Annotated in this window: 19 protein-coding genes; 11 read left to right on the top strand and 8 right to left on the bottom strand. The window is 32.8% G+C overall.

The features are described 5' to 3' along the window. Positions 1-56 precede the first annotated feature (56 nt). The 5 genes from ilvA to ilvD form a co-directional block, all read right to left on the bottom strand. Positions 57-1,322 (bottom strand): threonine ammonia-lyase IlvA, encoded by a 1,266-nt coding sequence (gene ilvA, locus ACNG5D_RS13955; RefSeq protein WP_418184144.1) that lies wholly within the window; start codon positions 1,320-1,322, stop codon positions 57-59. A gap of 127 nt (positions 1,323-1,449) precedes the next feature. Then, positions 1,450-2,925 (bottom strand): ketol-acid reductoisomerase, encoded by a 1,476-nt coding sequence (gene ilvC, locus ACNG5D_RS13960; RefSeq protein ID WP_418184145.1) that lies wholly within the window; start codon positions 2,923-2,925, stop codon positions 1,450-1,452. 17 nt (positions 2,926-2,942) lie between these two features. Further along, the gene (gene ilvN / locus ACNG5D_RS13965) at positions 2,943-3,476 is read right to left on the bottom strand and encodes an acetolactate synthase small subunit (protein WP_418184146.1); all 534 of its coding nucleotides are present in this window, start codon (positions 3,474-3,476) and stop codon (positions 2,943-2,945) included. 12 nt (positions 3,477-3,488) lie between these two features. Further along, positions 3,489-5,222: a biosynthetic-type acetolactate synthase large subunit gene (gene ilvB, locus ACNG5D_RS13970; protein WP_418184147.1), complete on the bottom strand. Its 1,734-nt coding sequence runs from the start codon at positions 5,220-5,222 to the stop codon at positions 3,489-3,491. A gap of 53 nt (positions 5,223-5,275) precedes the next feature. Continuing rightward, on the bottom strand, positions 5,276-6,958 hold the full coding sequence (gene ilvD, locus ACNG5D_RS13975; RefSeq protein ID WP_418184148.1) for a dihydroxy-acid dehydratase: 1,683 nt from the start codon (positions 6,956-6,958) through the stop codon (positions 5,276-5,278). A 676-nt stretch (positions 6,959-7,634) separates the two neighbouring features. Between ilvD and metK the strand changes: the two genes are divergently transcribed. From metK to ACNG5D_RS13990, 3 genes are all read left to right on the top strand, one after another. Continuing rightward, positions 7,635-8,888 carry a methionine adenosyltransferase gene (gene metK, locus ACNG5D_RS13980; RefSeq protein ID WP_418184149.1) on the top strand — a complete coding sequence of 418 codons (1,254 nt, stop codon included), beginning with the start codon at positions 7,635-7,637 and terminating at the stop codon, positions 8,886-8,888. A gap of 169 nt (positions 8,889-9,057) precedes the next feature. After that, positions 9,058-9,996: a HamA C-terminal domain-containing protein gene (locus ACNG5D_RS13985; protein ID WP_418184150.1), complete on the top strand. Its 939-nt coding sequence runs from the start codon at positions 9,058-9,060 to the stop codon at positions 9,994-9,996. Then, positions 9,993-12,173 (top strand): DEAD/DEAH box helicase, encoded by a 2,181-nt coding sequence (locus tag ACNG5D_RS13990; RefSeq protein WP_418184151.1) that lies wholly within the window; start codon positions 9,993-9,995, stop codon positions 12,171-12,173. Before ACNG5D_RS13985 ends, ACNG5D_RS13990 begins: the two co-directional genes overlap by 4 nt. A 197-nt stretch (positions 12,174-12,370) precedes the next feature. On the opposite strand, the gene ACNG5D_RS13995 is transcribed toward ACNG5D_RS13990, so the two are convergent. Together ACNG5D_RS13995 and ACNG5D_RS14000 are read right to left on the bottom strand one after the other, a co-directional pair. After that, positions 12,371-14,878: a DUF5686 family protein gene (locus tag ACNG5D_RS13995; RefSeq protein ID WP_418184152.1), complete on the bottom strand. Its 2,508-nt coding sequence runs from the start codon at positions 14,876-14,878 to the stop codon at positions 12,371-12,373. A gap of 62 nt (positions 14,879-14,940) precedes the next feature. Continuing rightward, the gene (locus ACNG5D_RS14000; protein ID WP_418184153.1) at positions 14,941-15,918 is read right to left on the bottom strand and encodes a pyruvate dehydrogenase complex E1 component subunit beta; all 978 of its coding nucleotides are present in this window, start codon (positions 15,916-15,918) and stop codon (positions 14,941-14,943) included. A 132-nt stretch (positions 15,919-16,050) separates the two neighbouring features. Between ACNG5D_RS14000 and ACNG5D_RS14005 the strand changes: the two genes are divergently transcribed. From ACNG5D_RS14005 to ACNG5D_RS14030, 6 genes are all read left to right on the top strand, one after another. Continuing rightward, positions 16,051-17,154: a T9SS type A sorting domain-containing protein gene (locus ACNG5D_RS14005; RefSeq protein ID WP_418184154.1), complete on the top strand. Its 1,104-nt coding sequence runs from the start codon at positions 16,051-16,053 to the stop codon at positions 17,152-17,154. Positions 17,155-17,278: 124 nt separating this feature from the next. Beyond that, a complete protein-coding gene (locus tag ACNG5D_RS14010) occupies positions 17,279-18,025 on the top strand; it encodes an electron transfer flavoprotein subunit beta/FixA family protein (protein ID WP_418184155.1) in 747 nt (248 codons plus the stop codon). 103 nt (positions 18,026-18,128) lie between these two features. Then, on the top strand, positions 18,129-19,088 hold the full coding sequence (locus ACNG5D_RS14015; protein ID WP_418184156.1) for an electron transfer flavoprotein subunit alpha/FixB family protein: 960 nt from the start codon (positions 18,129-18,131) through the stop codon (positions 19,086-19,088). 105 nt (positions 19,089-19,193) lie between these two features. Next, positions 19,194-19,814 carry a bifunctional nuclease family protein gene (locus ACNG5D_RS14020; protein ID WP_418184157.1) on the top strand — a complete coding sequence of 207 codons (621 nt, stop codon included), beginning with the start codon at positions 19,194-19,196 and terminating at the stop codon, positions 19,812-19,814. A 14-nt stretch (positions 19,815-19,828) separates the two neighbouring features. After that, on the top strand, positions 19,829-21,358 hold the full coding sequence (locus ACNG5D_RS14025) for a NupC/NupG family nucleoside CNT transporter (RefSeq protein WP_418184158.1): 1,530 nt from the start codon (positions 19,829-19,831) through the stop codon (positions 21,356-21,358). Positions 21,359-21,554: 196 nt separating this feature from the next. Then, on the top strand, positions 21,555-22,379 hold the full coding sequence (locus ACNG5D_RS14030) for a thymidylate synthase (RefSeq protein ID WP_418184159.1): 825 nt from the start codon (positions 21,555-21,557) through the stop codon (positions 22,377-22,379). A gap of 207 nt (positions 22,380-22,586) precedes the next feature. Here ACNG5D_RS14030 and ACNG5D_RS14035 read toward each other — a convergent pair whose 3' ends face one another. Next, positions 22,587-22,883, bottom strand: coding sequence for an isoamylase early set domain-containing protein (locus ACNG5D_RS14035; protein WP_418184160.1), 297 nt, complete (start codon positions 22,881-22,883; stop codon positions 22,587-22,589). Positions 22,884-23,198: 315 nt separating this feature from the next. Here ACNG5D_RS14035 and ACNG5D_RS14040 point away from each other — a divergent pair, with 315 nt between their 5' ends. Together ACNG5D_RS14040 and ACNG5D_RS14045 are read left to right on the top strand one after the other, a co-directional pair. Next, the gene (locus ACNG5D_RS14040; protein WP_418184161.1) at positions 23,199-24,122 is read left to right on the top strand and encodes a dihydrofolate reductase; all 924 of its coding nucleotides are present in this window, start codon (positions 23,199-23,201) and stop codon (positions 24,120-24,122) included. 66 nt (positions 24,123-24,188) lie between these two features. Then, a complete protein-coding gene (locus ACNG5D_RS14045; RefSeq protein ID WP_418184162.1) occupies positions 24,189-25,745 on the top strand; it encodes an NAD(P)/FAD-dependent oxidoreductase in 1,557 nt (518 codons plus the stop codon). Positions 25,746-25,772: the final 27 nt, after the last annotated feature.

A 25,772-nucleotide genomic window follows, 5' to 3' on the forward strand; every position in this document is an offset into this window, starting at 1 on the left:
TTTCATTCTGAAAATCAAATAAATACGATATTTACTACGCAAACGATTTCGAAACTCTAAACCAAAAACTGAAACAAATCGGGCTTATTATTTAAATAATCTCCGTAAAAATTTCGCTGTTTCATTTTAGTTATCAATGGCTCTAAATCTGAAGCCGATTTTAATTGCACTCCAACCACAGCAGATCCATTTTCACGATTGGTTTTTTTTGCATATTGAAAATAGGTAATATCATCATTTTCACCTAATATATCGACCACAAATTCTTTTAATGCTCCAGCGCGTTGCGGAAAATTTATAATAAAATAGTGTTTTAAATTGGCATATAATAATGCGCGTTCTTTAATTTCGGCCGTTCTAGTAATATCGTTATTACTTCCGCTTACAACACATACCACATTTTTTCCTTTAATTTTATTGGCATAAAAATCTAAAGCCGAAATACTTAAAGCCCCTGCAGGCTCAACCACAATGGCATCTTTATTATAAAGTTCTAAAATACTTTCGCAAACCTTGCCCTCTGGCACTAAAACTATATCGTCTAAATTTTGTTTACAAATAGTAAAGTTTAAATCGCCAACGCGTTTTACTGCGGCGCCATCAATAAATTTTTCTATAGTATCTAACTCGGTATTTTTGTTATTTTTTATTGAGGTTTTCATAGATGCGGCTCCAGCTGGCTCGACACCTATTATTTTTGTGTTTGGCGATAGGCTTTTAAATACTGTAGATAAACCTGCTGCTAAACCACCACCTCCAATTGCAATAAACACATAATCTACAGGTGTGCTTGATTGTTCTATTATTTCAAGGCCAATTGTAGCTTGTCCTTCAATTACTTTTTTATCGTTAAAAGGATGAATAAATGTTTTTCCTAGTTCGTTACACTCATGCATAGCTGCATGAAAAGAGTCATCAAAAGTATCACCTTCAAGTTTTATTTCTATAAAATCTTCACCAAACATTTTTACTTGTTCTACTTTTTGGTTTGGTGTTGGTGCTGGCATATAAATAGTCCCTTTAATTTTTAACAATTTACAAGACAAAGCAACACCTTGCGCATGATTACCTGCGCTTGCGCATACCACACCAGACTGAGACTCCTCTTTTGTTAACGAGCTAATTTTATTGTAAGCTCCTCTAATTTTATAGGAACGTACTTGTTGTAAATCTTCTCGCTTTAAAAAAACATTAGCGCCAAAATGTTTTGAATACCTTAAACTATGGCTTAAAGGTGTTACGGTTGAAACTTTGCTAATGGTTTTAGCTGCCGCATTTACATTATTTATACTAGGAAAATATGCTGATTCCTCCTTATTCATTTTTTACAATTTTATGTTTATGCTAATTACATAATTCACTTTTTTTATAATAAAAAACCTGCCTAAATGGTATAACATCCGACAGGTTTTTTTTTGAAAATATAGTTTAGTTTAGTTGTGCTTGTTACTATACTATTGGCTTCATAGCCGTCATTGAACCTCTTAAAAACTCTCCAATTTTTTCAACCGGATGATTTCTTAAAGCTGCATTTACTTCAATAAGTTTTGCATTATCAACACCTTTACCATTACTTGCTGCATAAGGTTTCCCTATAACATCGGTTTTAATATTTTTCATAAAGTCTGTTAATAAAGGCTTACATGCATGATCGAATAGGTAACATCCGTACTCTGCAGTATCAGATATTACAGAGTTCATTTCATATAATTTACGTCTTGCAATAGTGTTTGCAATAAGAGGTGTTTCGTGTAAAGATTCGTAGTATGCAGAAGCATCTATAATTCCAGAATCTGTCATGGCCTCGAAAGCTAACTCTACACCTGCTCTAACCATAGCTACCATTAACACTCCGTTATCGTAATATTCTTGCTCAGATATTTCTACATCTCCAGCTGGTGTTTTTTCAAAATTAGTTTCGGCTGTGGCAGCTCTCCAAGTTAACAAATCTTTATCATCGTTAGCCCAATCGGCCATCATTCCTGCAGAAAAACGTCCTTCAATAATATCGTCCATATGCTTTTGAAATAACGGACGCATGATATCTTTTAATTCTTCAGACAATTCGAATGCTTTAATTTTTGCAGGATTAGACAATCGATCCATCATGTTGGTTACACCACCATATTTAAGACCTTCTGTAATAGTTTCCCAACCATATTGAATTAATTTTGAAGCATATCCTGCATCAATACCCTCTTCAACCATTTTATCGAAACAAAGAATAGAACCTGTTTGTAATAAACCGCATAAAATAGTTTGCTCGCCCATTAAGTCTGACTTTACCTCTGCAATAAAAGACGATGCTAATACACCCGCTTTATCGCCTCCAGTTGCTACAGCATACGCTTTTGCTTGCGCCCAACCTTTTCCTTCTGGGTCGTTTTCTTCGTGTACAGCAATTAATGTAGGTACACCAAACCCTCTTTTATACTCTTCTCTAACTTCGGTACCTGGGCATTTTGGTGCCACCATAATTACGGTAAGATCTTCACGAATTTGTGTTCCTTCTTCTACAATATTAAAACCATGAGAATATGATAAAGTAGCGCCTTTTTTCATTAAAGGCATTACAGCTTTAACCACATTTGTATGTTGCTTATCTGGTGTTAAATTTAACACTAAATCTGCTGTTGGAATTAACTCTTGGTAGGTACCAACTGTAAATCCGTTTTCGGTTGCATTAACAAAAGACTGACGCTTTTCTGCTATGGCTGCATCACGTAATGCATAAGAGATGTCTAAACCAGAATCTCTCATGTTTAACCCTTGGTTTAACCCTTGAGCTCCACACCCAACAACTACTATTTTTTTTCCTTTTAATGCGGTTACTCCATCTGTAAACTCTGAAGCATCCATAAATCTACACTTCGATAATTGATCTAATTTATCTCTTAAAGATAGTGTGTTAAAATAATTTCCCATTTTATATTTAATTGTTATTATTGGTTATCGAATGCTGTAAGCAATTCGGTTATTTTCATTTCATCTTTTGTAACTGCAATACGGCCAGAACGCACAAATTGCATAATTCCAAACACGTTTAAATCGCGTCTTATAGACTCTATTTCGTTTCTTCTACCAGACTTTTCTAGTACAAAAAACTCTTTATTTACAGTTACTATTCTGGCATGACTTTCTTTTATAATATTTTGAATTTGAGGCTCATTAAACAACAAATCCGACTTTATTTTAAACATACAAGACTCTGTAAAAATAGTTTCATCTTCTGTATGGTAATATGCTTTTATTGTTTCAATTTGTTTTTCTATTTGTTTAACAATTTTACGTGCCGTATCCTCGCAAATATTTACAACGATTACAAAACGATTTACGCCATCAATTTCAGACTGCGATGTTGTTAAACTTTCAATATTTATATGTCTTCGCTGAAATATAGCTGAAATACGATTTAGTAAACCGATATTATTTTCGGTATAAACCGATATTGTGAATGATTTTATATCTTGTTTCATATCTCTATAATCTTAACTTAATCTTACATCTGAAACCGATGCTCCTGATGGAATCATTGGAAAAACATTATCTTCTTTCTCGACACAAACCTCAAGGAAATATGATTCTTTTGAAGCCATCATTTCTTTTACAGCTTCTGCTAATTCTTCTCGTTTTGTTACTTTTTTAGCTTTAATATAATACCCTTCTGCGATAGCAACAAAGTTAGGATTTGTCATTTCGGTTGATGCATAGCGTTTATCGAAAAATAGTTGTTGCCATTGACGTACCATACCTAAAAACTCATTGTTTAAGACAACAATTTTTACGGCTGCTTTTTGTTGAAAAATGGTGCCCAACTCTTGTATATTCATTTGATATCCTCCATCGCCAATAATAGCTACCACTTCGCGTTCTGGCGCTGCCATTTTAGCGCCAATAGCTGCTGGTAATGCAAAGCCCATAGTACCTAAACCGCCCGATGTAATATTACTTTTAGACACATTAAAATCGGCATAACGGCAAGCAATCATTTGGTGCTGTCCAACATCTGAAACTATGGCTGCTTTACCTTCGCTTTCTATGTTAATTTGCTTTAACACTTCGCCCATTGTAAGACCTTCTTTTGTTGGATTAATATCGTTATTTATAACTTTATCAAACTCTACAGCATATAAGTCTTTAAACTCCTGTAACCAAGATTCATGCGAGTTATTATTTAATGCGTCTAGAAGCATAGCTAAGCTTTCTTTAGAGTCTCCTAAAACAGGCACATCTACTTTAACATTTTTATTAATTTCTGCAGGATCTATATCAAAATGAATAATTTTAGCTTGCTTAGCATAAGCATCTAAGCGCCCAGTTACACGATCATCAAAACGCATACCAATAGCAATTAGCACATCACACTCATTAGTTAATTTATTAGGTGCATAATTACCGTGCATCCCAACCATACCAATATTTAAAGGGTGCGAAGTTGGTATTGCCGATGCTCCAAGAATGGTCCACGCCGATGGAATTCCTGCTTTTTCTATTACGGCTTTAAGCTCTGCTTCGGCCTTTCCTAAAATAACGCCTTGTCCCCAAACTATCATTGGTTTTTTTGCGTTATTAATTAATTCTGCGGCAGCATTAATAGATTCTTGATTTGTTTTTGGTACCGGTTTGTAACTCCTTACACCTTCACATTTTTTGTATATAAAATCCAGCTCCGATACTTGAGCATCTTTAGTAATATCGACTAAAACAGGTCCTGGTCTGCCACTTTTTGCAATATAAAATGCTTTAGCTATAGCCTCTGGAATATCCTCGGCTTTAGTTACTTGACAATTCCATTTGGTAACAGGCGTAGAAATACCAACAATATCTGTTTCTTGAAATGCATCGCTACCTAATAAGGACGAAAACACTTGTCCTGTAATGCAAACCATTGGTGTTGAATCTATTTGCGCATCTGCAATTCCTGTAATTAAATTTGTAGCTCCAGGTCCTGAAGTTGCCATAGCTACACCAACTTTTCCTGATATTCTGGCATATCCTTGCGCAGCATGTGCAGCCCCTTGCTCATGGCGTGTTAATACATGGTGTATTTTACCTTGATACTTATACAACTCGTCGTAAACAGGCATAATAGCTCCACCTGGGTATCCGTATAGAATATCGACACCTTCTGCGATTAAGCTTCTTACTACAGCTTCACTTCCTGTTATACGTTCTGTTTTTTCTACCACTTCTTGTGTATTATTAATTGTTTGTGTTTTCATAATTCTCGGTATTTTGAGATTTTCGCTTTCGCGGAAATGAAAAATGCTATATTTTACGCATCAGTTACACAGCCTTTTGAAGCTGAAGCTACTGATTTTGCATACTTATACAATATTCCTTTTTTGTGTTTAAGTTCTGGAGCAACCCATTGCGCCTTTCTTTCAGCTAACTCTTCATCTGAAATTAAAACATTAATAGAGTTATCTTCTGCACTAATTTTAATTTTATCGCCTGTTTTAAGTAATCCTATAGCTCCTCCTGTTTGAGCTTCTGGTGTAATATGCCCTACCACAAAGCCATGAGTTCCGCCAGAAAAACGTCCATCTGTAATTAACGCTACAGATTTTCCTAAACCTGCTCCCATAATTAATGAGGTTGGCTTTAACATTTCTGGCATACCTGGGCCACCTTTTGGACCAACATAGCGAATAACGACGACATCTCCTTTTTCTACTTCGCCATTTGAAATTCCTGTGTTTGCTGCTTGCTCTCCATCATATACTACCGCTTTGCCTTCAAACAACAAACCTTCGTTTCCTGATATTTTTGCTACAGCGCCTTCTGTTGCTAAGTTTCCATACAGAATTTGTAAGTTTCCTGATGATTTTAAGGCTTTATCTTTGGGGTAAACTACATCTTGATTGTCTTCAAAAGTAAGTGCTTCAACATTAGCTAAATTTTCTGCCAATGTTTTTCCTGTTACTGTTAAACAATCGCCATGTAAATAACCATTATCTAATAAGTACTTCATAACGGCTGGAGTTCCGCCAACACCATGCACATCTTCCATTAAATATTTCCCAGATGGTTTTAAATCTGCTATTAACGGCGTTCTATCACTTACTCGCTGAAAATCTTCAAGAGTAAAATCAATATCAGCAGCATGAGCTATAGCTAAAAAATGTAAAACTGCATTTGTAGAACCACCCAAGGCGTTTACTAATGCTATTGCATTTTCAATAGATTTTTTTGAAATAATATCTAATGGTTTTAAATCTAATTCTAAAAGATTTTTAATAGCTCGGGCTGTTCTTTCGCTTTCTGATAATTTATTTGGATTTTCTGCTGGAATAGAAGAGTTATAAGGCAATGCAAACCCCATACATTCTATAGCCGAAGCCATCGTGTTTGCTGTATACATACCGCCACAAGCTCCTGCTCCTGGAATAGCACTTTTTATAATATTTCTATATTCTTCTTCATCAATTTCGCCAGCTACTTTTTGTCCTAAAGCTTCGAAAGCAGAAACAATATTTAATTTTCTTCCTTTATATTTTCCTGAAGCAATGGTTCCGCCATACATCATAATAGAAGGACGGTTTAAACGTAACATAGCAATTACTGCTCCTGGCATATTTTTATCGCAGCCTACAACCGATACTAATGCATCGTAACTTTGTGCATTCATAACGGTTTCAATAGAGTCGGCTATAATATCTCGAGATGCTAATGAGTAATTCATTCCTGAGGTTCCCATAGAAATACCATCGCTAACACCAATAGTATTAAAACCTAAACCAACCATATTAGCTATTTTACATTCAATTTTCACCTCGGCAGCCAAACCATTTAAATGCATATTACAAGGATTACCATCGTAACCTGTACTTGCAATACCTACTTGAGGCTTGTTCATATCTTCATCGGTCAATCCAACAGCATATAACATGGCTTGCGAAGCTGGTTGCGACTCATCTTGCGTTAATCTTTTACTATGTTTATTAAGTTCTTTCATATTTAATGCAAACAATTTTACGTTTTGCTATGTTTCTATTTTATATTCTTACTTATTTAAGGTTTTTAATAAAAATTACACAATTCACCTTAATTAAGGTTTCGAAATTAATTTATTAGCTTATTATATTATTTAATCTTTACTTTTTTAGGTTAAACTCACAATCACAAATATTTACACAAACCATTAACAATGAGTTATTTAAGTCAATATTTTTATGATGTTCAATTCATAAAATTTTACACTTATTTTTTTATTTAGATTTAGAAATTTTAAAAATTGAAATATTCTGCGAAATCTAAAAAAATAGCATAAAAAAAACCTTCCGTTTTACAGGAAGGTTTTTTTAAAATTTATTTTTATTAAATACCCCTCCTTACCGCAGTAAAATAATTACAACGACAATAATAGAAATGATATTTAAAATTTGTTTTTTCATCTTGATCGTTACAAATATTTATAATTTAAATTTAACAACCAACTAATTATCGAAAAAAAGAAAAATAGATGCGCATATTCTATTATTTTTTTACTTTTGCAAAACAAATGACAGAGGAAAGATTTGACTGATTGCAACCTCTTTACATGAAACTAGATTTTAATGTAAATAAAAATGCTAAAGGCAGTGTAAACTTCCTTCGACGTTCTCGTCAAATCTTACCGTAAAATAAAAAATATGGCATATTTATTCACTTCAGAAAGTGTTTCTGAAGGACACCCAGACAAAGTAGCAGACCAAATTAGTGATGCTTTAATTGATAATTTTTTAGCTTTTGATACAGCATCGAAAGTAGCTTGCGAAACCCTTGTAACAACTGGACAAGTTATTCTTGCTGGCGAAGTAAAATCGACCACATACTTAGATGTACAAAAAATAGCTAGAGATACCATTAACAAAATTGGCTATACCAAAGGCGAATACATGTTTGATGGTAATTCTTGCGGAGTTTTATCGGCAATACACGAACAATCTAAAGAAATTAACCAAGGTGTAGATCGTGGTAGCAAAGAAGAACAGGGCGCAGGAGACCAAGGTATGATGTTTGGTTATGCAACCAACGAAACCGAAAATTTTATGCCACTTGCTCTTGATTTATCGCATAGAATTTTATTGGAACTTGCCGAATTACGTCGTGAAAATAAAGATATTTTATATTTAAGACCAGACTCTAAAAGCCAAGTTACCATTGAGTATAGCGATGACAATATACCACAACGCATTGATGCTATTGTAGTGTCTACACAGCATGACGAGTTTGATGCAGATGATGCTATGCTTGCTAAAATTAGAAAAGATATTATTGAAATTTTAATACCTCGTGTAATTGCCAAACTTCCTGAATCTATCCAAAAATTATTTAATGATGATATTACATACCATATAAACCCAACAGGCAAGTTTGTAATAGGCGGACCTCACGGAGATACTGGCTTAACGGGTCGTAAAATTATTGTAGATACTTATGGCGGAAAAGGTGCCCACGGTGGTGGTGCTTTTTCTGGAAAAGACCCAAGTAAAGTAGACAGAAGTGCTGCTTACGCTACAAGACATATAGCAAAAAATCTAGTCGCAGCAGGTGTTGCAGACGAAATTTTAGTACAAGTAAGTTACGCTATTGGCGTGGTTGAACCTATGGGGATTTTTATTGACACTTACGGCACTTGCCCTTTTAATTTAACTGATGGAGAAATTGCCGAAAAAGTTTCTGAAATTTTTGATATGCGACCATTTGCTATTGAAGAACGTTTAAAACTGCGCGCTCCAATATATAGCGAAACAGCTGCTTACGGGCACATGGGACGTAAAAACGAAACCGTAACAAAAACCTTTTCTCAACCTAATGGCGAAACTACAACACTAGATGTAGAGCTATTTACTTGGGAAAAACTAGACTATGTCGATAAAGTAAAAACAGCTTTTGGGTTGTAATAAAACCTTATACTTTTTAATTAATTTAAAAGACCACTTAAAAGTGGTCTTTTTTTTGCTTTTACATTGTTGACTTTGTAAAAAATTTCAACTAACTTCGTTTAACAATCGATAAAGTGCATTAAAACGGAACTTTATCTTTCTATTGGGTAACATTAAAAAAAAACTTATGAGTACACCATTTAACTCAGAAAAAATAATTACTCATAAAATAAATGATACTGAATTAAGTACTTTTTTAGTAGGTTTTGATATTGATGATAATGGAGATTCAAAATACCGAATCAAACCTTTAATTAATAAGCTTTCTGATGTAATCTATGAATTTGCTTTTGGATTTCACGATGGAGAAGAAACATCAAACAATGAAATCTTAAGTAAGCTAACCGAAGCTGCTCAATCAATTTATAAAATTGATGCTTTTCAAAAAGTAAAAGATATTTACAATAATGATGGTTCAATTACTGATGATATCAAAGACAAATATTTGAGAAGAGGTGAATTTGGAGAATTAATTTTACACTTATTACTTAGGGACTTTCATAACACAATCCCTCTTCTATCTAAAATATATTTTAAAGATTCTTTTGGAGCAACAGTTCACGGATTTGATGCTGTTCATATAGAACCGAATACAAAAACTTTATGGCTAGGAGAATCAAAATTGTATAAAGATGGGAAAGCAGGAATTAAGGCTTTAATACAAGATATTGATGAGCATTTTCAAAGCGATTATTTAAACAATGAGTTTTTGATTGTCTCAAAAAAACTAAAACATTTCGATAATATACCTGAAAAAGATTATTGGCTAAATCTAATGAGTAAATCAACAAAATTGATAGACCAATTAGACTCTATAAACATTCCTCTATTATGTACTTATGATTCTGATTTATTTACTAACCATTCTGACGAAAACAATCAAGCTTTCATCAATGAATATTTAGCTGAAATGAAAGAGTTAAAGCAATATTTTGATGACAACAACAATCATCCGTTAAAAACAAAATTGAACATAATTTTAGTTTTGTTTCCAGTTCAAAACAAGGTTGAATTAGTCAAAGGTTTACATAATAAACTTTCATTACTTCAAAAATTAGGAGAATGATAGAAGAATTACTTTTAGACATAGATAACGCAGAAGTTTTTGACTTTGAAAGCACTTTTTCACTATACAAAAGAGTTTCAGAAATTATTATTGAAAACGAAGTTATTGCACAAAGATTGATTGTTAATATTTTAGATAACAAAGAAAAATTTGACCAATCATTAAATATTGTTCTAACAGATTTAATTGAAGCTGTTGGATTCTACCCATATATTTCTAAAGAAAACTTAAAGCTAGACTCTACCGATTCACTTATTAGACAAGTTTATCATCATTCAGAGAATTTAGATAAATATCTTCACGAAGACCAAAGACACCTTTTATCACTTTTAAATTCAGATAAAAATGTAATTGTTAGTGCTCCAACAAGTTTTGGAAAAAGTTTATTAATAGAAGAATTTGTTGCTTCAAATAAATTTAGAAACATTATAATTATACAGCCTACTTTGGCTTTACTTGATGAAACTAGACGAAAGCTTAAAAAGTATGATGAATACTATAAATTAATTGTCAGAACATCTCAAGAATCTTCAACTGAAAAAGGAAATATTTATTTATTTACGGCTGAAAGAGTTAATGAATACAAAGAGTTCCCTCACGTAGATTTTATAATTATTGATGAGTTTTACAAACTAAGTTCAAAAAGAGATGATGAAAGAGCTGATTCTTTAAACAATGCACTTCATTACATTTTAAAAACATTTAGTAGTAAGTTTTATTTATTAGGACCAAATATAGATGGAATCTCAGAAGGTTTTGAAGAAAAATATAACGCAATATTTTACAAAACTAAGTCATCACTTGTAGATGTTAAAACAATTGACATTTATACTGAACATAAAGAGAAATTTGATAAGCCAAGAAAATTCAAAGAATACAAAGAAAATATTTTATTCGATTTACTAATTGATAATCAAAATCAACAGTCTATAATATATTGTTCATCTCCTTCAAGAGTAAGGTATTTATCTAGTAAATTCTGCTCATATTTATTAAGCAAAATTGAAAATTCAACAAATGTAAAACTTGATATTGTTGAATGGATAAATGAAAATATTTCAAAAGATTGGAGTTTAATAAAACTGTTACAAAACAGAATTGGAATTCACGATGGTGCTTTACAAAAACACATAACAACATCTGTAATTGACTATTTTAACAAAGGAGATTTAAATTATCTTTTTTGTACAACAACAATTATTGAAGGAGTAAATACAAGTGCCAAAAACATTATTTTCTTTGATAAGACAAAAGGAAGTAGAACACCTATTGATTTTTTTGATTATTCTAATATTAAAGGGCGAGCAGGTCGTTTAATGATTCATTATACAGGGACAATTTTCAACTTCAATCCTGTTCCTCCTAACAAACAAGTAATTGTTGACATACCATTTTTTGAACAAAACCCAATATCAAATGAAGTTCTGATAAATTTAGATGAGAATGAAATAAAAGATACCAATTCGGAACAATACAAAGCAATAAAAGACATTCCGAATGAAGAAAAAGAAGTAATAAAAAGCAATGGTGTACAAGTCTTTGGTCAAAGAAATATTATTAAAACTTTAAGAAATGATATTAATAATAAATATCATTTAATAGCCTGGAGTAATTACCCTACAAAAGAACAATTGTCCTATGTATTAGGATTAGCTTGGAATAATCTATTGAAACCAACAGAAACAGTTCGTCCAATGACATTAAATGGTTTAATTACTGTTACGCAAATTTATGGCTATAATCAAAGTATATGGAATTTAGTAAATAACACATTTGCATATTTAAAGACACTTAAACACAACCAAGATAAAGATGATTTAGAAATAATGGATGAAGCCATTAGACAAAGCTTCCAAACTCTAAAACATTGGTTTGAATACAAAGTTCCAAAATGGTTATCCGTAATTGATTCACTACAGAATTTCGTTTGCTTAGAAAACGGTTTGCGCTCTGGGAGTTATAGTTATTTTTCTAATTTAATAGAAAATGATTTTCTAAGAGAAAACCTGACAATTCTATCAGAGTTTGGAATTCCAAGTTCCGCAATTAGAAAGTTAGAGAAATTAATCCCCTCAAATATGCCACAAGATGATGTGATAAAATCCATTCGAGAAAATAAACTTTATGAAAATTCTAGTTTTATTGAATATGAAAGGAATAAACTAAAGGAAACGTAGCCTAACAAGGTATAAAAATAATAAGGGTTAAGTGCCAAACCCGAAGTTGGTGCATATTAATAAAGTCCGCCAAATTTACAATTTGACGGTTAAAAGAAAAATAACGGTAAAATTGTAAATTTGGCTAAGTGCTAAACTGAAAGTAAGCGCGTTTTTTAATCCCTTACTATCCTTGCATCAACCGTTAAACGAACTTCCTAAAAATAAAACCCAAAACTTCCTGTAACACCAAATTTTCTAGCATCAGGATACAGCTCGTTATCTTTATAATTACCTCTAAAGTTAAAGTCTATTCTAAACACTTTAAAAATATTACCAATGCCTAAACTATACTCGTAATACGGCTCGTTTGACGGCGCCACTAACTGAATATTATTGGGGTTACTTGGCACATGGTTTAATGCTACGTTATCATCAGTTATACTTCCCATTACACCACGCACACTAACAATTTCTCTTAAATTAAATTTTCGTAAAAAAGGAATTCTAGAAAATAATCGGCCGTTAAAATTATGTTCAAAATGAAATGAGGCATAAGTATCGGACACAAACTCGTAAAAGTCAAGCTGAGAAAAGGTATTATAAATTGAAAAGTAAGATTGATTTCCTGGAATTACACTTAATAACCCTAATGGTACTTCTCCAAAAGTTTTACCAGCCTCGATAGTGGTATTTAATCTTCCAAAACCTCCCATTTGCCATGGTTGCGTGTATGAAAACTGCACTTTTGTATAATCGAAATCGCTATTAAATATACTTTTATCGCCTCGCGTAACTTGTGCAAAAATGCGAGAGTAATAATCGTTAGCTATTCTGCGTTCTACCCCAAAACCTGTCATTTTACGACCTGGAAAATAAGATACCGATAAGTTGGTTTCAAACTGCTTTATTTCAGACTCGACACCTGTTGGGGTGTTATAGTCTAGACTAAAGGTTGGCGATGCCGACTCTAAAGTTCTATAATTTCCGCCCAATCTAAAAATAACGTTGCGCCATGGCTCGGCCTCTATAGCCAAGCTGGTTAAATTAATGCTTGTAAGCTTATCGTTTGCACTTGTTCCTACCACAGATGACGATGCTAAACTCCTCCCCAAAACATCGGTACTTGTTGTTAAACTCGCGCCTATTTGTTCTACATCGCGCCTATTACCTCCAGAAATAATTAAACGGCTTTTTTTGTCTAGTAACCACTTACCAGATATTCCATATTTAAATTTATCGTCTTTAAAACCATAGGCCAAAAACCCTTCTAATCGCCATAAATCGTTTGGTCCAAAATATGTTCGTCCGCCCGTTCTTAAACGTAAACCTTCAACCTCATTAAATCCAAAGGTTGAGAAAACGGGGCCGTAATCTAATGGCAATTCATTAAACTCGATATAACCTGAGGCTAAAATACTGCCTAGATTATACAGGCGCTTAAACTTTTTAACTGTTTTTAAGGTATCTAGCATTTTGTAAACACCTTTTTCATCTTTATTTAATGCTTCTAACCTATTGTTTTCCCAAAACTTATCGTCTCGGTGATATATATCTTTATCGTAATTATAAACTTCGGCTTCATAGAATTTTTTATCCTTTTCTACATCAAACTTATAGTTGTTGTATAGTGTAGTTCGTTTTCCGTATACACCACGAGACTTTTCCTTTTTATTAAAAGCAAAATCGGACAACATATAATCTCTAGTTACAAGAAACAGAGAGTCGTTTAACACCTCAAATTCTTGCTCTATATAAATCTCTTTTACCCAATTTATGTTTGCACTTTTCGAGGCTTGAAGGTTAATTTCTTTAATAGCATAAGTGGTATCTGCCACCCAAAAATCGCCTTTAAAAGTTAGTTCGTTTTTACGCCGTGGGTAATAAATAATATTGTAACACCATTTATTATCTATAAATGAGCTATCTGCCAATACATAATTATAGGTGCTAATTCCTGTTTTAGATAGCGGACTTACAAAGCTTTTATCGAAAAATTTCATATAATTATCGTAAACACTAAAATCGGAATACAAATCGTCTATAAAATCGATAATGATTTGATTATCACTAAAACCAGAATTTTTATTACCTAATAAATCTTCTTTGGTTTTGTTAATAACATTATCGCCGTATACTTTTGAAACGGCTTCGTTTATAAAAATAGGTAAATATGTTTTTCCTGTTACGTTTGATGTGTCGACCTCATTAAAAACAAACTCCATACCTCTAAACAATTTACTTTTAATAAGTGCGCTGTCTATAGTATTTAAATCGAATTCGACTTTCTCGTATTTATCGTATTCGTATTGTTTAAATTGCTTTAAACCGTTGCTTCGTTTATGCGCCCAAATTTTACGTAGTAAATCTATGGCCGGATTATTTTTTTTAGACTGTTTGCCCGACACAATAACAACAGTATTTAATTTGGCCGCTTCTTCTTTTAGAATAAATTTTAAATTGTAGTTTACTTTTTTATCTAAAGGTATGTTTAGTGTTTCGTAACCAATAAACGAAACGGTTAATGCGCTCCAAGTTTCGTCAGATTCTAAATAGAATTTTCCATTTTCATTAGTTATAGTGCCTTCCGTAGAGCCTTTAAATACAACATTTGCAAAAGATACAGGTTCGTTAAACTCATCATACACAAAACCACTTACTTTGGTTTGCGAAAATGCAGTATAAATTCCGAGGAAAAAAAGGGTAATAGTTAATCTTATATTCATAATACAAAAAACTTCATCAACAATCGTGCTAATGAAGTTTATATAACGTAAAAAAAATTATTTTATTTGTAAAGTACTTTTTTTACAGCTTTAATAACATCTTCATGGTTTGGCAACCACTCTGCTAACAAGGTAGGAGAATAAGGTGCTGGAGTATCGGCTGTATTTATTCTTTGAATTGGCGCATCTAAATAATCAAATGCTTCGCTTTGTACTAAATAAGTAATTTCGGTAGCTACATTTCCAAAAGGCCATGCTTCTTCTAAAATTACTAATCTGTTTGTTTTCTTTACAGACTCTACAATGGCTTTTCTATCCATAGGGCGTACTGTACGTAAATCGATAATCTCACACGATATACCTTCTTTCTCTAATTCGTCTGCAGCTTTATATGCTTCTTTAATAATTTTACCGAAAGATACTATAGTTACGTCTGTACCAACACGCTTTGTTTCGGCAACACCTAAAGGCAAAATGTATTCGCCTTCTGGCACTTCACCTTTATCACCATACATTTGCTCGCTTTCCATAAAAATTACTGGATCGTCATCACGTATAGCGGCTTTTAATAAACCTTTAGCATCATACGGGTTAGATGGCACAACAACTTTTAAACCAGGCGTGTTTGCAAACCAATTTTCGAAAGCTTGCGAGTGCGTTGCTCCTAATTGACCAGCAGAAGCTGTAGGGCCACGAAATACAATTGGACATTTAAACTGCCCACCAGACATTTGCCTAATTTTAGCAGCGTTATTTATAATTTGATCAATCCCTACTAAAGAGAAATTAAAAGTCATGTATTCTACAATTGGCCTATTACCCGTCATGGTAGAACCAATAGCAATACCAGCAAAACCTAGCTCGGCAATTGGCGTATCTATAACACGTTTTGCACCAAACTCATCTAGCATGCCTTTTGATGCTTTATAAGCACCATTATACTCTGCAACTTCCTCGCCCATTAAATATACGCTTTCGTCTCGGCGCATTTCTTCGCTCATTGCTTCGCAAATGGCTTCTCTAAATTGAATTGTCTTCATTGAATCTATTTTTTAATCGAAAACAAAAATAGAAATTATTCATAATAATATGATTATAATTTTAATGTAAAAACCAATGCATGCTTAAAAATTTCATTACTTTTAATAAATATTCACTTTATATTGAAAACTATGAAGAAATACTACCTTTTATTGTCATTCTTATTTAGTAGCTTTATATGTTTTTCTCAAAACCCTATTTTGTGCGAAGGCATTACTGCTTATTTAAAATTTGAAAGTGAAGCATATGTACCTACAGTAGCAGAAAACGAAAACGGAACCGTTACACTTGTTTTTTCTGAAGATTATATAACCAACATTTTTGCAAAATACAACATATATAAAATAAAACATGTATTCGCATCTAGCACCTATGAGGAACTCCAAAATATTTATGAAGTAAATTTCAACTCGCGAGATTTAATTATTGATGTTACAGAAAACATTCCAAATACTATTCTTCATTTTCAACAATATCCTGAAAGCATAAATATTGCTACTATTCCAGAACATATAATCTCTGCACTTAATGGGTATAGTTTTAATTTTACCAAATATAATTCTATAGATGAAAGCAACTATGGCTCACCAATGCAAGATGTGCCAGATAATTTTAATTTAAAAATTTCTTTTAATTATAATGCCAGTAAAGACGTTATTTATGTTAAAAGCGATAATATTACACCTTGCGGTAACGAATTTTTAATTGGTTTATATGGTGTAAATAAATCGGGAGTTTCAAATGAATTTGAAGGTTTTCAACTTTGGGAGACCATTTCAATAACCAATGGAGCTTCTAATTATTCGCAACCATGCCATGCTATTGAATCTTCATTATACTATGCATTAGGCTTTTGTTCTGGACCAGATTTTTCCTTTACCTCAAAAATAGAAATTGACAATAGCAACGAAACTAGTAAAATAACATTAAGACGAGGCACTCCTATTTTTGGTGAAGAGCTTATTGAATTATCGCAAGAATCACTATCATTAAAAAACAATAGTTTTAAGCATATAAACCTAATAACATCTAGAAAAAGTTCGTATCTTAAGTTTTCTAATTTAAATAACTCAAAATATTTTGTAGAAATATACTCTGTTTTAGGCGAAAAAATAATTAACAAAACTAGATTTAAAGAAAACGCAATACATTTAAATACGCTTAAAAGTGGCTTATACATTATTAAACTATCTAATCCTAACAACGAGTACAAAACCTTTAAACTCATTAAATAAAGCAACTTACACAAAAAAATTACTATTATTTTTAAAATTTATTATGCACGCATAGTAAATATTCAGAATTTTATATTTAACTTCGTAAACTGAAAAAAATAAGACATTTAAATACATAAAAATCATGAAAATATTAGTGTGTATAAGTCACGTACCAGACACCACATCTAAAATTAATTTTAGTGACAACGATACTAAATTTGATACTAGTGGTGTACAATTTGTTATAAACCCAAATGATGAATTTGGTTTAACAAGAGCTATGTGGTTTAAAGAAAAACAAGGTGCATCTGTTGCTGTAGTTAATGTTGGCGGTCCAGAAACCGAGCCTACTTTAAGAAAAGCCTTAGCTATTGGCGCAGACGAAGCCATACGTGTAAACACCGCTGCTACAGACGGGTTTTCGGTAGCTAAACAATTAGCAAATGTTATTAAAACAGGCGGCTACGACTTAGTAATTGCAGGTCGAGAATCTATAGATTACAATGGCGGTATGGTACCTGGCATGATTGCCGGATTAATAAATGCCAATTTTGTAAACAACTGTATTGGTTTAGAAATAGACGGTACTTCTGCAACTGCTACAAGAGAGATTGATGGCGGTAAGGAAACCGTATTAACCGCATTACCTTTAGTTTTAGGAGGTCAAAAAGGACTCGTTGAAGAAAGTGATTTACGCATACCAAACATGAGAGGTATTATGATGGCTCGTAAAAAACCTTTAAATGTTGTTGAACCTGTTGATACAAATGCTGAAACAGCTTCGGTTTCGTTTGAAAAACCATCTCCAAAAGGCGCCGTTACATTAGTTGCTCCAGATAATTTAGATGAATTAGTAAGCTTGCTTCACAATGAAGCTAAAGTGATTTAATTATAAACTAAAATAACCCAAACTTATTTTGGGTCACTTTAAAAGTTTACAGAACAATTAATAAAGTTTTCGCAAGTATGAAAACGAAAAAAAAGAATAAATTATGTCAGTTTTAGTATATACAGAATCAGAACAAGGGGCTTTTAAAAAGGCCGCTTTCGAGGTAGCTTCTTATGCAAAAGCGGTTGCCAATCAATTAGGTACTACAGTTACAGCCGTAGCCATAAACGTTAACGACACTTCTAGTTTAAGTAGTTATGGTGTCGATAAAGTTTTAAACATAACAAACGCTCAGCTTGATAGTTTTAATGCCAATGCTTACGCATCTGCCATTAAGCAAGCCGCAGAAAAAGAAGATGCAAAAGTTGTTGTTGTAAGCTCTACCGCAGACAGCAAATACTTAGCACCACTATTAGCCGTTGGATTAAATGCAGGCTATGCTTCAAACGTTGTTGCAGCACCATCAAGCACAAGTCCGTTTACTGTAAAACGATCTGCTTTTACAAATAAAGCTTTCGAAAACACACAAATTAACACCGAAGTAAAAATTGTTGGAGTTTCTAATAATGCATTTGGTTTAGTAGAAAATACAGGTAATGCTTCAGCAGAAGCGTTTTCGCCTTCAATTCCAGAATTAGGTGTTACAGTACAATCAGTAGATAAAGCTTCAGATAAAGTATCTATTGCAGATGCAGAAATTGTTGTTTCGGCCGGTCGTGGTTTAAAAGGCCCAGAAAACTGGGGTATGGTAGAAGACCTTGCCGAAGTTTTAGGCGCAGCTACAGCTTGCTCTAAACCTGTATCAGATTTAGGATGGAGACCGCATAGCGAGCACGTTGGGCAAACAGGAAAACCTGTAGCATCTAACTTATATATTGCAATTGGTATTTCTGGAGCCATCCAACATTTAGCTGGTATAAATGCATCAAAAGTAAAAGTTGTAATTAACACAGACCCAGAAGCACCTTTCTTTAAAGCTGCAGATTATGGTGTTGTTGGAGATGCTTTTGAAGTGGTTCCGCAACTTATAGAAAAACTAAAAGTATTCAAAGCACAGCAATAATTTTGTGTAGTACTTAAGAACTGCTTAAATTAGCACTTTAACTTAATATGCCTTGCGCAGTTGGTTAATTCCTAATTTAAGCAGTTCTTTGCGTTTTTATAAATTATGAGTTTAGTAAGATTAAATATAAAAGGCATTTCCTATAGCCAAACACAAAATGGCGCGTATGCCTTAATTTTAAATGAAGTAGATGGCGACCGTAAACTTCCAATTGTTATTGGTGCTTTTGAAGCCCAATCAATAGCCATTGCTTTAGAAAAAGAAATAAGTCCGCCAAGACCATTAACCCATGATTTATTTAAAAACTTTGCCGATAGATTTGATGTTGTTGTTAAACAAGTTATTATACATAAATTAGTTGACGGCGTATTTTACTCAAGCTTAATTTGCGAACGCGATAAAATTGAAGAAATTATAGATGCCAGAACTAGCGATGCCATTGCTTTAGCCCTCCGTTTTCAAGCACCTATATTTACATATAAAAACATACTTGATAAAGCTGGAATTTATTTAAAAGTAAACCCTAAAAAAGAGGAAGAAGACGAGCCTCAAGATAGTATTTTAATGGATGAACTTGTTGCCAACGAATTAGAACCTAACGAACCTCGAGAAAATTTTAAAGGAAAAACCTTAGAAGAACTTAAAAACATGCTTGAAGAAGCTGTTGTAAACGAGGATTATGAAAAGGCTGCACATATTCGTGATGAAATCTCTAAACGAGAATAACCTTATTTTTTATTATGAAAAACCTGTTTTTGCTAGTTATTGCTATATTTTTATGTTTTACATCTACAACTATAGCACAAGATTTAAATAAAACAGCTAAAATTGATGGCATTGAAACTGTTACCCAAACAGAAACTATTTTAGTTGATTCTACAAACATTAATTTTACTGAAACTGTAAAAACAGTTAACACAACACCTACTCACACAAAACAAAACCAAAATGTTGTTATACCAAGCCAAGGCTTCTCTATAAATAGTTTATGGCGCGGTATTATTGGTATGATAACTTTAGTTTTTGTAGCCTTTCTTTTTAGTAGTAACCGAAAAGCTATTAATTGGAAAATTGTAGGTATTGGGCTAGCGTTTCAGCTATTAATAGCCATTGGTGTTTTAAAAGTTGAACTAATTAAAACCATATTTGAGTTTATAGGCGGTTTATTTGTTAGCGTTTTAGACTTTACACGGGCAGGTAGCAAATTCCTTTTTGAAGGTTTAGTTGTAGACATGGATACCTTTGGGTTTATTTTTGCATTCCAAGTATTACCTACTATTATATTTTTCTCTGCACTTACTTCGGTTTTATTTTATCTAGGCATTATACAAAAAGTAGTAAAAGCTATGGCTTGGCTGCTCTCAAAAGCCTTAAAAATATCTGGAGCTGAAAGCTTAAGCGTAGCCGGAAATATATTTTTAGGACAAACAGAAGCCCCCTTATTAATTAAGGCTTATTTAGAAAAAATGAACAAGTCTGAAATGCTTCTAGTTATGATTGGTGGCATGGCAACCGTTGCAGGAGCTGTACTTGCTGCATATATTGGCTTTCTTGGCGGAGACGACCCAACTTTAAGGTTGTTTTATGCAAAACACCTACTAGCAGCTTCTGTTATGGCTGCACCAGGGGCTATTGTAATTTCTAAAATTTTATACCCGCAAACCGAAAATGTTAATACAGACGTGTCGGTTTCGCAAGAAAAAATAGGCGCAAATTTTTTAGATGCTATCGCTAACGGAACAACCGAAGGTTTAAAGCTTGCCGTAAACGTTGGTGCCATGCTTTTAGTATTTGTTGCTTTTATTGCTATGTTTAATGGTATTTTAGGCTGGATTGGAGATGTAACTTCTATAAACGGCTGGATAGCAACCAACACAACTTATGATAATTTATCGTTAGAACTTATTTTAGGATATGCATTTGCACCTTTAATGTGGCTTATTGGTGTTGCTAAAGAAGATATGGCTTTAATGGGGCAACTTTTAGGAATAAAACTAGCAGCTAGCGAGTTTATAGGCTACATCCAATTAAGAGATTTAAAAGACGTATCAAACGCCATTCATTTAAATTACGAAAAATCTATTATTATGGCAACCTATATGCTTTGCGGGTTTGCTAATTTTGCTTCAATTGGTATTCAAATAGGAGGCATTGGCTCTTTAGCACCAGGACAACGCAAAACACTTTCTAAATTTGGCATGAAAGCATTAATTGGAGGTACTATTGCCTCGTTAATTTCGGCTACTATTGCAGGAATGATAATTGGCTAATAAATACTTAACTGTAAACTATTTATTTTTTTTATATAGTAGCTTCTGGTTAATAACTTTTTAATATTATCTATTAGCAAATAAAAACTTGTTACCATCATTTTTTTAATTTTGCTGTAATAAATGATTATTACCTTATCGTAATCCAAATAACTTATTAATTAATAGATTTCTGTATTCTTTCAGAAAAATGCTTATGAAACAATATCACGACCTAGTAAAACACGTTTTAGAAAACGGTAACGAAAAAGGAGATCGAACAGGTACAGGAACTAAAAGTGTTTTTGGATACCAAATGCGTTTTAATTTAAGCGATGGTTTCCCTATGGTAACAACCAAAAAACTGCATTTAAAATCTATTATTTACGAATTGCTTTGGTTTTTAAAAGGCGATACAAACATAAAATACCTTACTGAAAATGGTGTACGTATTTGGAACGAATGGGCAGATGAAAATGGCAACTTAGGCCCTGTTTATGGGCACCAATGGCGTAACTGGAATAATGATGAAATAGACCAAATAAAAGAAGTTATTAACGCCCTAAAAAACAACCCAAATAGTAGACGCATGTTAGTTTCTGCATGGAATCCTTCGGTACTTCCAGACACATCAAAAAGTTTTAGTGAAAATGTAGCTAATGGCAAAGCTGCATTACCACCTTGCCATGCTTTTTTTCAATTTTACGTAGCTAATGGTAAACTGTCTTGCCAATTATACCAACGTAGTGCAGATATTTTTTTAGGTGTGCCTTTTAATATTGCTTCTTATGCTTTATTTACTATGATGATGGCACAAGTATGTGGCTATGAAGCTGGCGAATTTATTCATACTTTTGGCGATGCTCATATTTACAGCAACCATTTTGAGCAATTAGAGTTGCAACTTTCTAGAGATATTCGCCCGTTACCAAAAATGATACTTAATCCTGAAATTAAAGATATTTTTGATTTTGATTTTAATGATTTTACTTTGGTAGACTACAACCCGCATCCTCATATAAAAGGTGCTGTAGCTATATAAAACCATATATTTTTAATTAAAGTAAAACCATAGCCTAGCAGCTATTAAAGTTAAAATTCTATAGCCAAAGAAAGCGCGAAGATTTGTAACACACATTTATGGTTATAAATTCTTCAATTGAGTCGTCCTAAAATAGGTTGATAGATTTTTTTAAAATAAAAAAGCACCTCTAAACGAAGTGCTTTTTTATTTAGTATTTGTCAATAATTACAGATTTAACACTCCATTTTCTGCACCAGCATAATCATTCCAAGCATAAGCATCGGCAGCATCGTCGTTTATGTAAACACCATCAACAACATATTTAAACTCGTATGAGCTTCCTGCCTCTAAATCTACAGTACCTTTAAAGGTTCCGTTTTTTAATTTTTTTAGTGGTGCTTTTTTAGTGTTCCAATCGTTAAAAGATCCTACAACCGATACTTTTTTAGCATCTTCTGCAGGTACAGAAAAAGTAACTTTACAAACTGGTTTACTCTTTAAAAATTGTTTTTTAATAGCCATAGTTATATAATTTAATATTTTATTTAAAATCTAAATAATACTACAAATTTATAAACAAAATAAAACACGCAACTATTTAATACTCTTTAGTTTTAAAAATTATCAATTTAACAATATGTTTTTAACAAAAAGATAAAGTAAACAATAAATAGGCATGTAAATTATAATATTAACAACATAAAATTAGCGTTTCATACTGATTATCAGCATATTTTAAAACAATCTCATTTTTACTAAGTAATATTTATTAAGTATTTTAAAAAGCTAAATATAATTGCTAAAAAGAATTAACTTTACACACATTATATTACTAATATGTTCGGAAAAAAGAAAACCATACCTCAAATAGACAAAGACCAATTAGAACTTATAGAAAATGCGCAAAAACGTATTAAACAAAAAAAACGTTTATATATTCATTTCGTAATTTTTTTAATTGGAGCTATTTTTTTAATTCTTGCAAATACCGTTTTAGGTATTGGTAAAGATTTTAAACTTTTTGGTATTAATTGGTTTGTATTTGCTATTTTAATTTGGTTGTTTTTATTTATTTATCACCTTTTTAATGTATTTATTACTCATAAATTTATGGGTAAAGCTTGGGAAAAACAACAATTAGAAAAACTTGTTGCCAAACAACAACAACGTATTGATAAATTAAAAGCTGGCTTTATTAAAGAAGAAACTTTAATAGCTAAAAGTGAAGTTTTTAACCAAACCCAAACTAAACCACAAAAAACAGCTAAAACATCTAACCTTACTATTATTGTGGCCGCAGCCGAAAACGATGCCATTGGATTAGGTAACAAGTTAATTTGGCATTTAAGCAATGATTTAAAACGTTTTAAATCGTTAACAAACGGACATCATATCATTATGGGACGTAAAACTTTTGAAAGCTTCCCGAAGCCTTTACCAAATAGAACTCATGTTGTAATTACACGCCAAAAAGATTACAAAGCCCCAGAAGGTGTCATTATTGTACATAGTCTTGAAGACGCTATTGATGCTTCTAAAAACGATACCCAACCTTTTATTATTGGTGGCGGCCAAATTTACAAACAAGCTATGAGTATTGCCGATAAAATAGAACTAACTCGCGTACATGAAAATTTTGATGCCGACACATTTTTTCCGAAAATTGATAATACCCTTTGGAAAGAAACAGCTAATACATTTCATAAAAAAGATGATACGCATAAACATGAATTTTCGTTTATAACTTATGAAAGAAAGTAAGTTTCACTAAAAACTTTCTGTATATATTTAATTCGCTACTGTTTCAAATTTCAGTAATTTCGCCTTATGGTAAAAGAAATTCAGCTACGCATTACTTTAAAAGAAGAAGAAATTAATAACATTCTTGTTTTAAAATCTGCTATAAAATTAGATATTGACAAAGAAGATATTACTGGTGTTAAAATCCTTAGAAAATCTATTGATGCCAGAAAACCTAAAATAATATTTAACTACAAGGTTGCTGTTTATATACGTGAAGCTTTACCAAAAGACTCGGCATACACGTTTAATTATAAAGATGTTTCAAACGCAAATCCTATACACATTATTGGGTTTGGTCCAGCAGGTATGTATGCAGCCTTACGTTGTATAGAACTTGGTTTTAAACCTATTGTTTTAGAACGTGGTAAAAATGTAAAAGACCGTCGTAGAGATTTAAAGGCTATAAATCAAGATCATTTTGTAAACGAAGATTCTAACTATTGCTTTGGCGAAGGCGGAGCAGGCACTTATAGCGATGGCAAACTTTACACAAGAAGCTTAAAACGAGGTGATGTACGTAGAATTTTCGAAAATCTAGTTTATCATGGGGCAACCAATCAAATTTTAGTTGATGCGCACCCACATATTGGCACTAATAAACTACCAAAAGTGGTTCAAAATATTCGCGAAACCATTATAAAATATGGAGGCGAAGTACATTTTGAAACCCGAGTTACAGATTTTGTAATAAAAGAAGATAAAATTAAAGCCATTCAACTGCAAAACGGAAACGAACTTACAGTACAAGAAGTTATTTTAGCAACGGGCCATTCTGCTAGAGATATTTTTTATTTATTAAATAAAAGGCATATTGCTATCGAAGCTAAATCGTTTGCCATGGGTGTTCGAGTAGAACATCCGCAGCATATTATAGACGCTATTCAATACCATTGTACTGGCAAGCGCCATGAATTATTACCCGCTGCATCTTATGGCCTAGTCAAACAGGTTAGAGACCGTGGTGTATACTCTTTCTGTATGTGTCCAGGAGGTTTTATTGTCCCTGCCGCCACAGCAAATGGAGAGGTTGTAGTTAATGGCATGTCGCCTTCAAAACGAAATAACTTATACGCCAATTCTGGAATTGTTGTAGAAATTAATATAAATACAGATTTACCAAAATACGAACAATTTGGCCCCTTAAAAGGTTTAGAATACCAAAAAAATCTAGAACGTTTAGCATTTACTGCAGGCGGAAGAAGCCAAGTAGCTCCTGCCCAAAGATTAACCGATTTTGTTGAAGGCCAACTTTCAAATACATTAAATACTACATCGTACCAACCAGGCTTAAAATCGGCTCCTTTGCACTCACTACTGCCAAAATTTATTGGCGGCAGATTACGAAAAGGGTTTGAGGCCTTTGGAAGAAAAATGAAAGGTTACTATACCGAAGAAGCTAATATTGTTGGTGTAGAGTCTAGAACCTCATCGCCAGTATCCATACCTAGAAACGAACACCTAAAACATCCGCAAATATCTAACTTATATCCTTGTGGCGAAGGAGGTGGCTATGCTGGAGGCATAGTATCGGCTGCTATGGATGGCGAACGTTGTGCCGAAGCCGCAACCAATAGCTTATAGTTATATTTTTATTCTTATTTTTGCCAC

It is taken from the genome of Algibacter ulvanivorans (genome assembly GCF_048381495.1).
Classification (GTDB): Bacteria; Bacteroidota; Bacteroidia; order Flavobacteriales; family Flavobacteriaceae; genus Algibacter_B; species Algibacter_B ulvanivorans.

Coding starts and splice junctions, on each gene's coding strand:
- ACNG5D_RS14010 (WP_418184155.1), top strand. CDS start 17,279: ATGAAAATATTAGTGTGTATAAGTCACGTACCAGACACCACATCTAAA.
- ACNG5D_RS14000 (WP_418184153.1), bottom strand. CDS start 15,918: ATGAAGACAATTCAATTTAGAGAAGCCATTTGCGAAGCAATGAGCGAA.
- ACNG5D_RS14030 (WP_418184159.1), top strand. CDS start 21,555: ATGAAACAATATCACGACCTAGTAAAACACGTTTTAGAAAACGGTAAC.
- ACNG5D_RS14015 (WP_418184156.1), top strand. CDS start 18,129: ATGTCAGTTTTAGTATATACAGAATCAGAACAAGGGGCTTTTAAAAAG.
- ACNG5D_RS14035 (WP_418184160.1), bottom strand. CDS start 22,883: ATGGCTATTAAAAAACAATTTTTAAAGAGTAAACCAGTTTGTAAAGTT.
- ACNG5D_RS14040 (WP_418184161.1), top strand. CDS start 23,199: ATGTTCGGAAAAAAGAAAACCATACCTCAAATAGACAAAGACCAATTA.
- ACNG5D_RS14045 (WP_418184162.1), top strand. CDS start 24,189: ATGGTAAAAGAAATTCAGCTACGCATTACTTTAAAAGAAGAAGAAATT.
- ACNG5D_RS13990 (WP_418184151.1), top strand. CDS start 9,993: ATGATAGAAGAATTACTTTTAGACATAGATAACGCAGAAGTTTTTGAC.
- ilvN (WP_418184146.1), bottom strand. CDS start 3,476: ATGAAACAAGATATAAAATCATTCACAATATCGGTTTATACCGAAAAT.
- metK (WP_418184149.1), top strand. CDS start 7,635: ATGGCATATTTATTCACTTCAGAAAGTGTTTCTGAAGGACACCCAGAC.
- ACNG5D_RS14025 (WP_418184158.1), top strand. CDS start 19,829: ATGAAAAACCTGTTTTTGCTAGTTATTGCTATATTTTTATGTTTTACA.
- ACNG5D_RS13985 (WP_418184150.1), top strand. CDS start 9,058: ATGAGTACACCATTTAACTCAGAAAAAATAATTACTCATAAAATAAAT.
- ilvB (WP_418184147.1), bottom strand. CDS start 5,222: ATGAAAACACAAACAATTAATAATACACAAGAAGTGGTAGAAAAAACA.
- ACNG5D_RS14005 (WP_418184154.1), top strand. CDS start 16,051: ATGAAGAAATACTACCTTTTATTGTCATTCTTATTTAGTAGCTTTATA.
- ACNG5D_RS14020 (WP_418184157.1), top strand. CDS start 19,194: ATGAGTTTAGTAAGATTAAATATAAAAGGCATTTCCTATAGCCAAACA.
- ilvC (WP_418184145.1), bottom strand. CDS start 2,925: ATGGGAAATTATTTTAACACACTATCTTTAAGAGATAAATTAGATCAA.
- ilvA (WP_418184144.1), bottom strand. CDS start 1,322: ATGAATAAGGAGGAATCAGCATATTTTCCTAGTATAAATAATGTAAAT.
- ilvD (WP_418184148.1), bottom strand. CDS start 6,958: ATGAAAGAACTTAATAAACATAGTAAAAGATTAACGCAAGATGAGTCG.
- ACNG5D_RS13995 (WP_418184152.1), bottom strand. CDS start 14,878: ATGAATATAAGATTAACTATTACCCTTTTTTTCCTCGGAATTTATACT.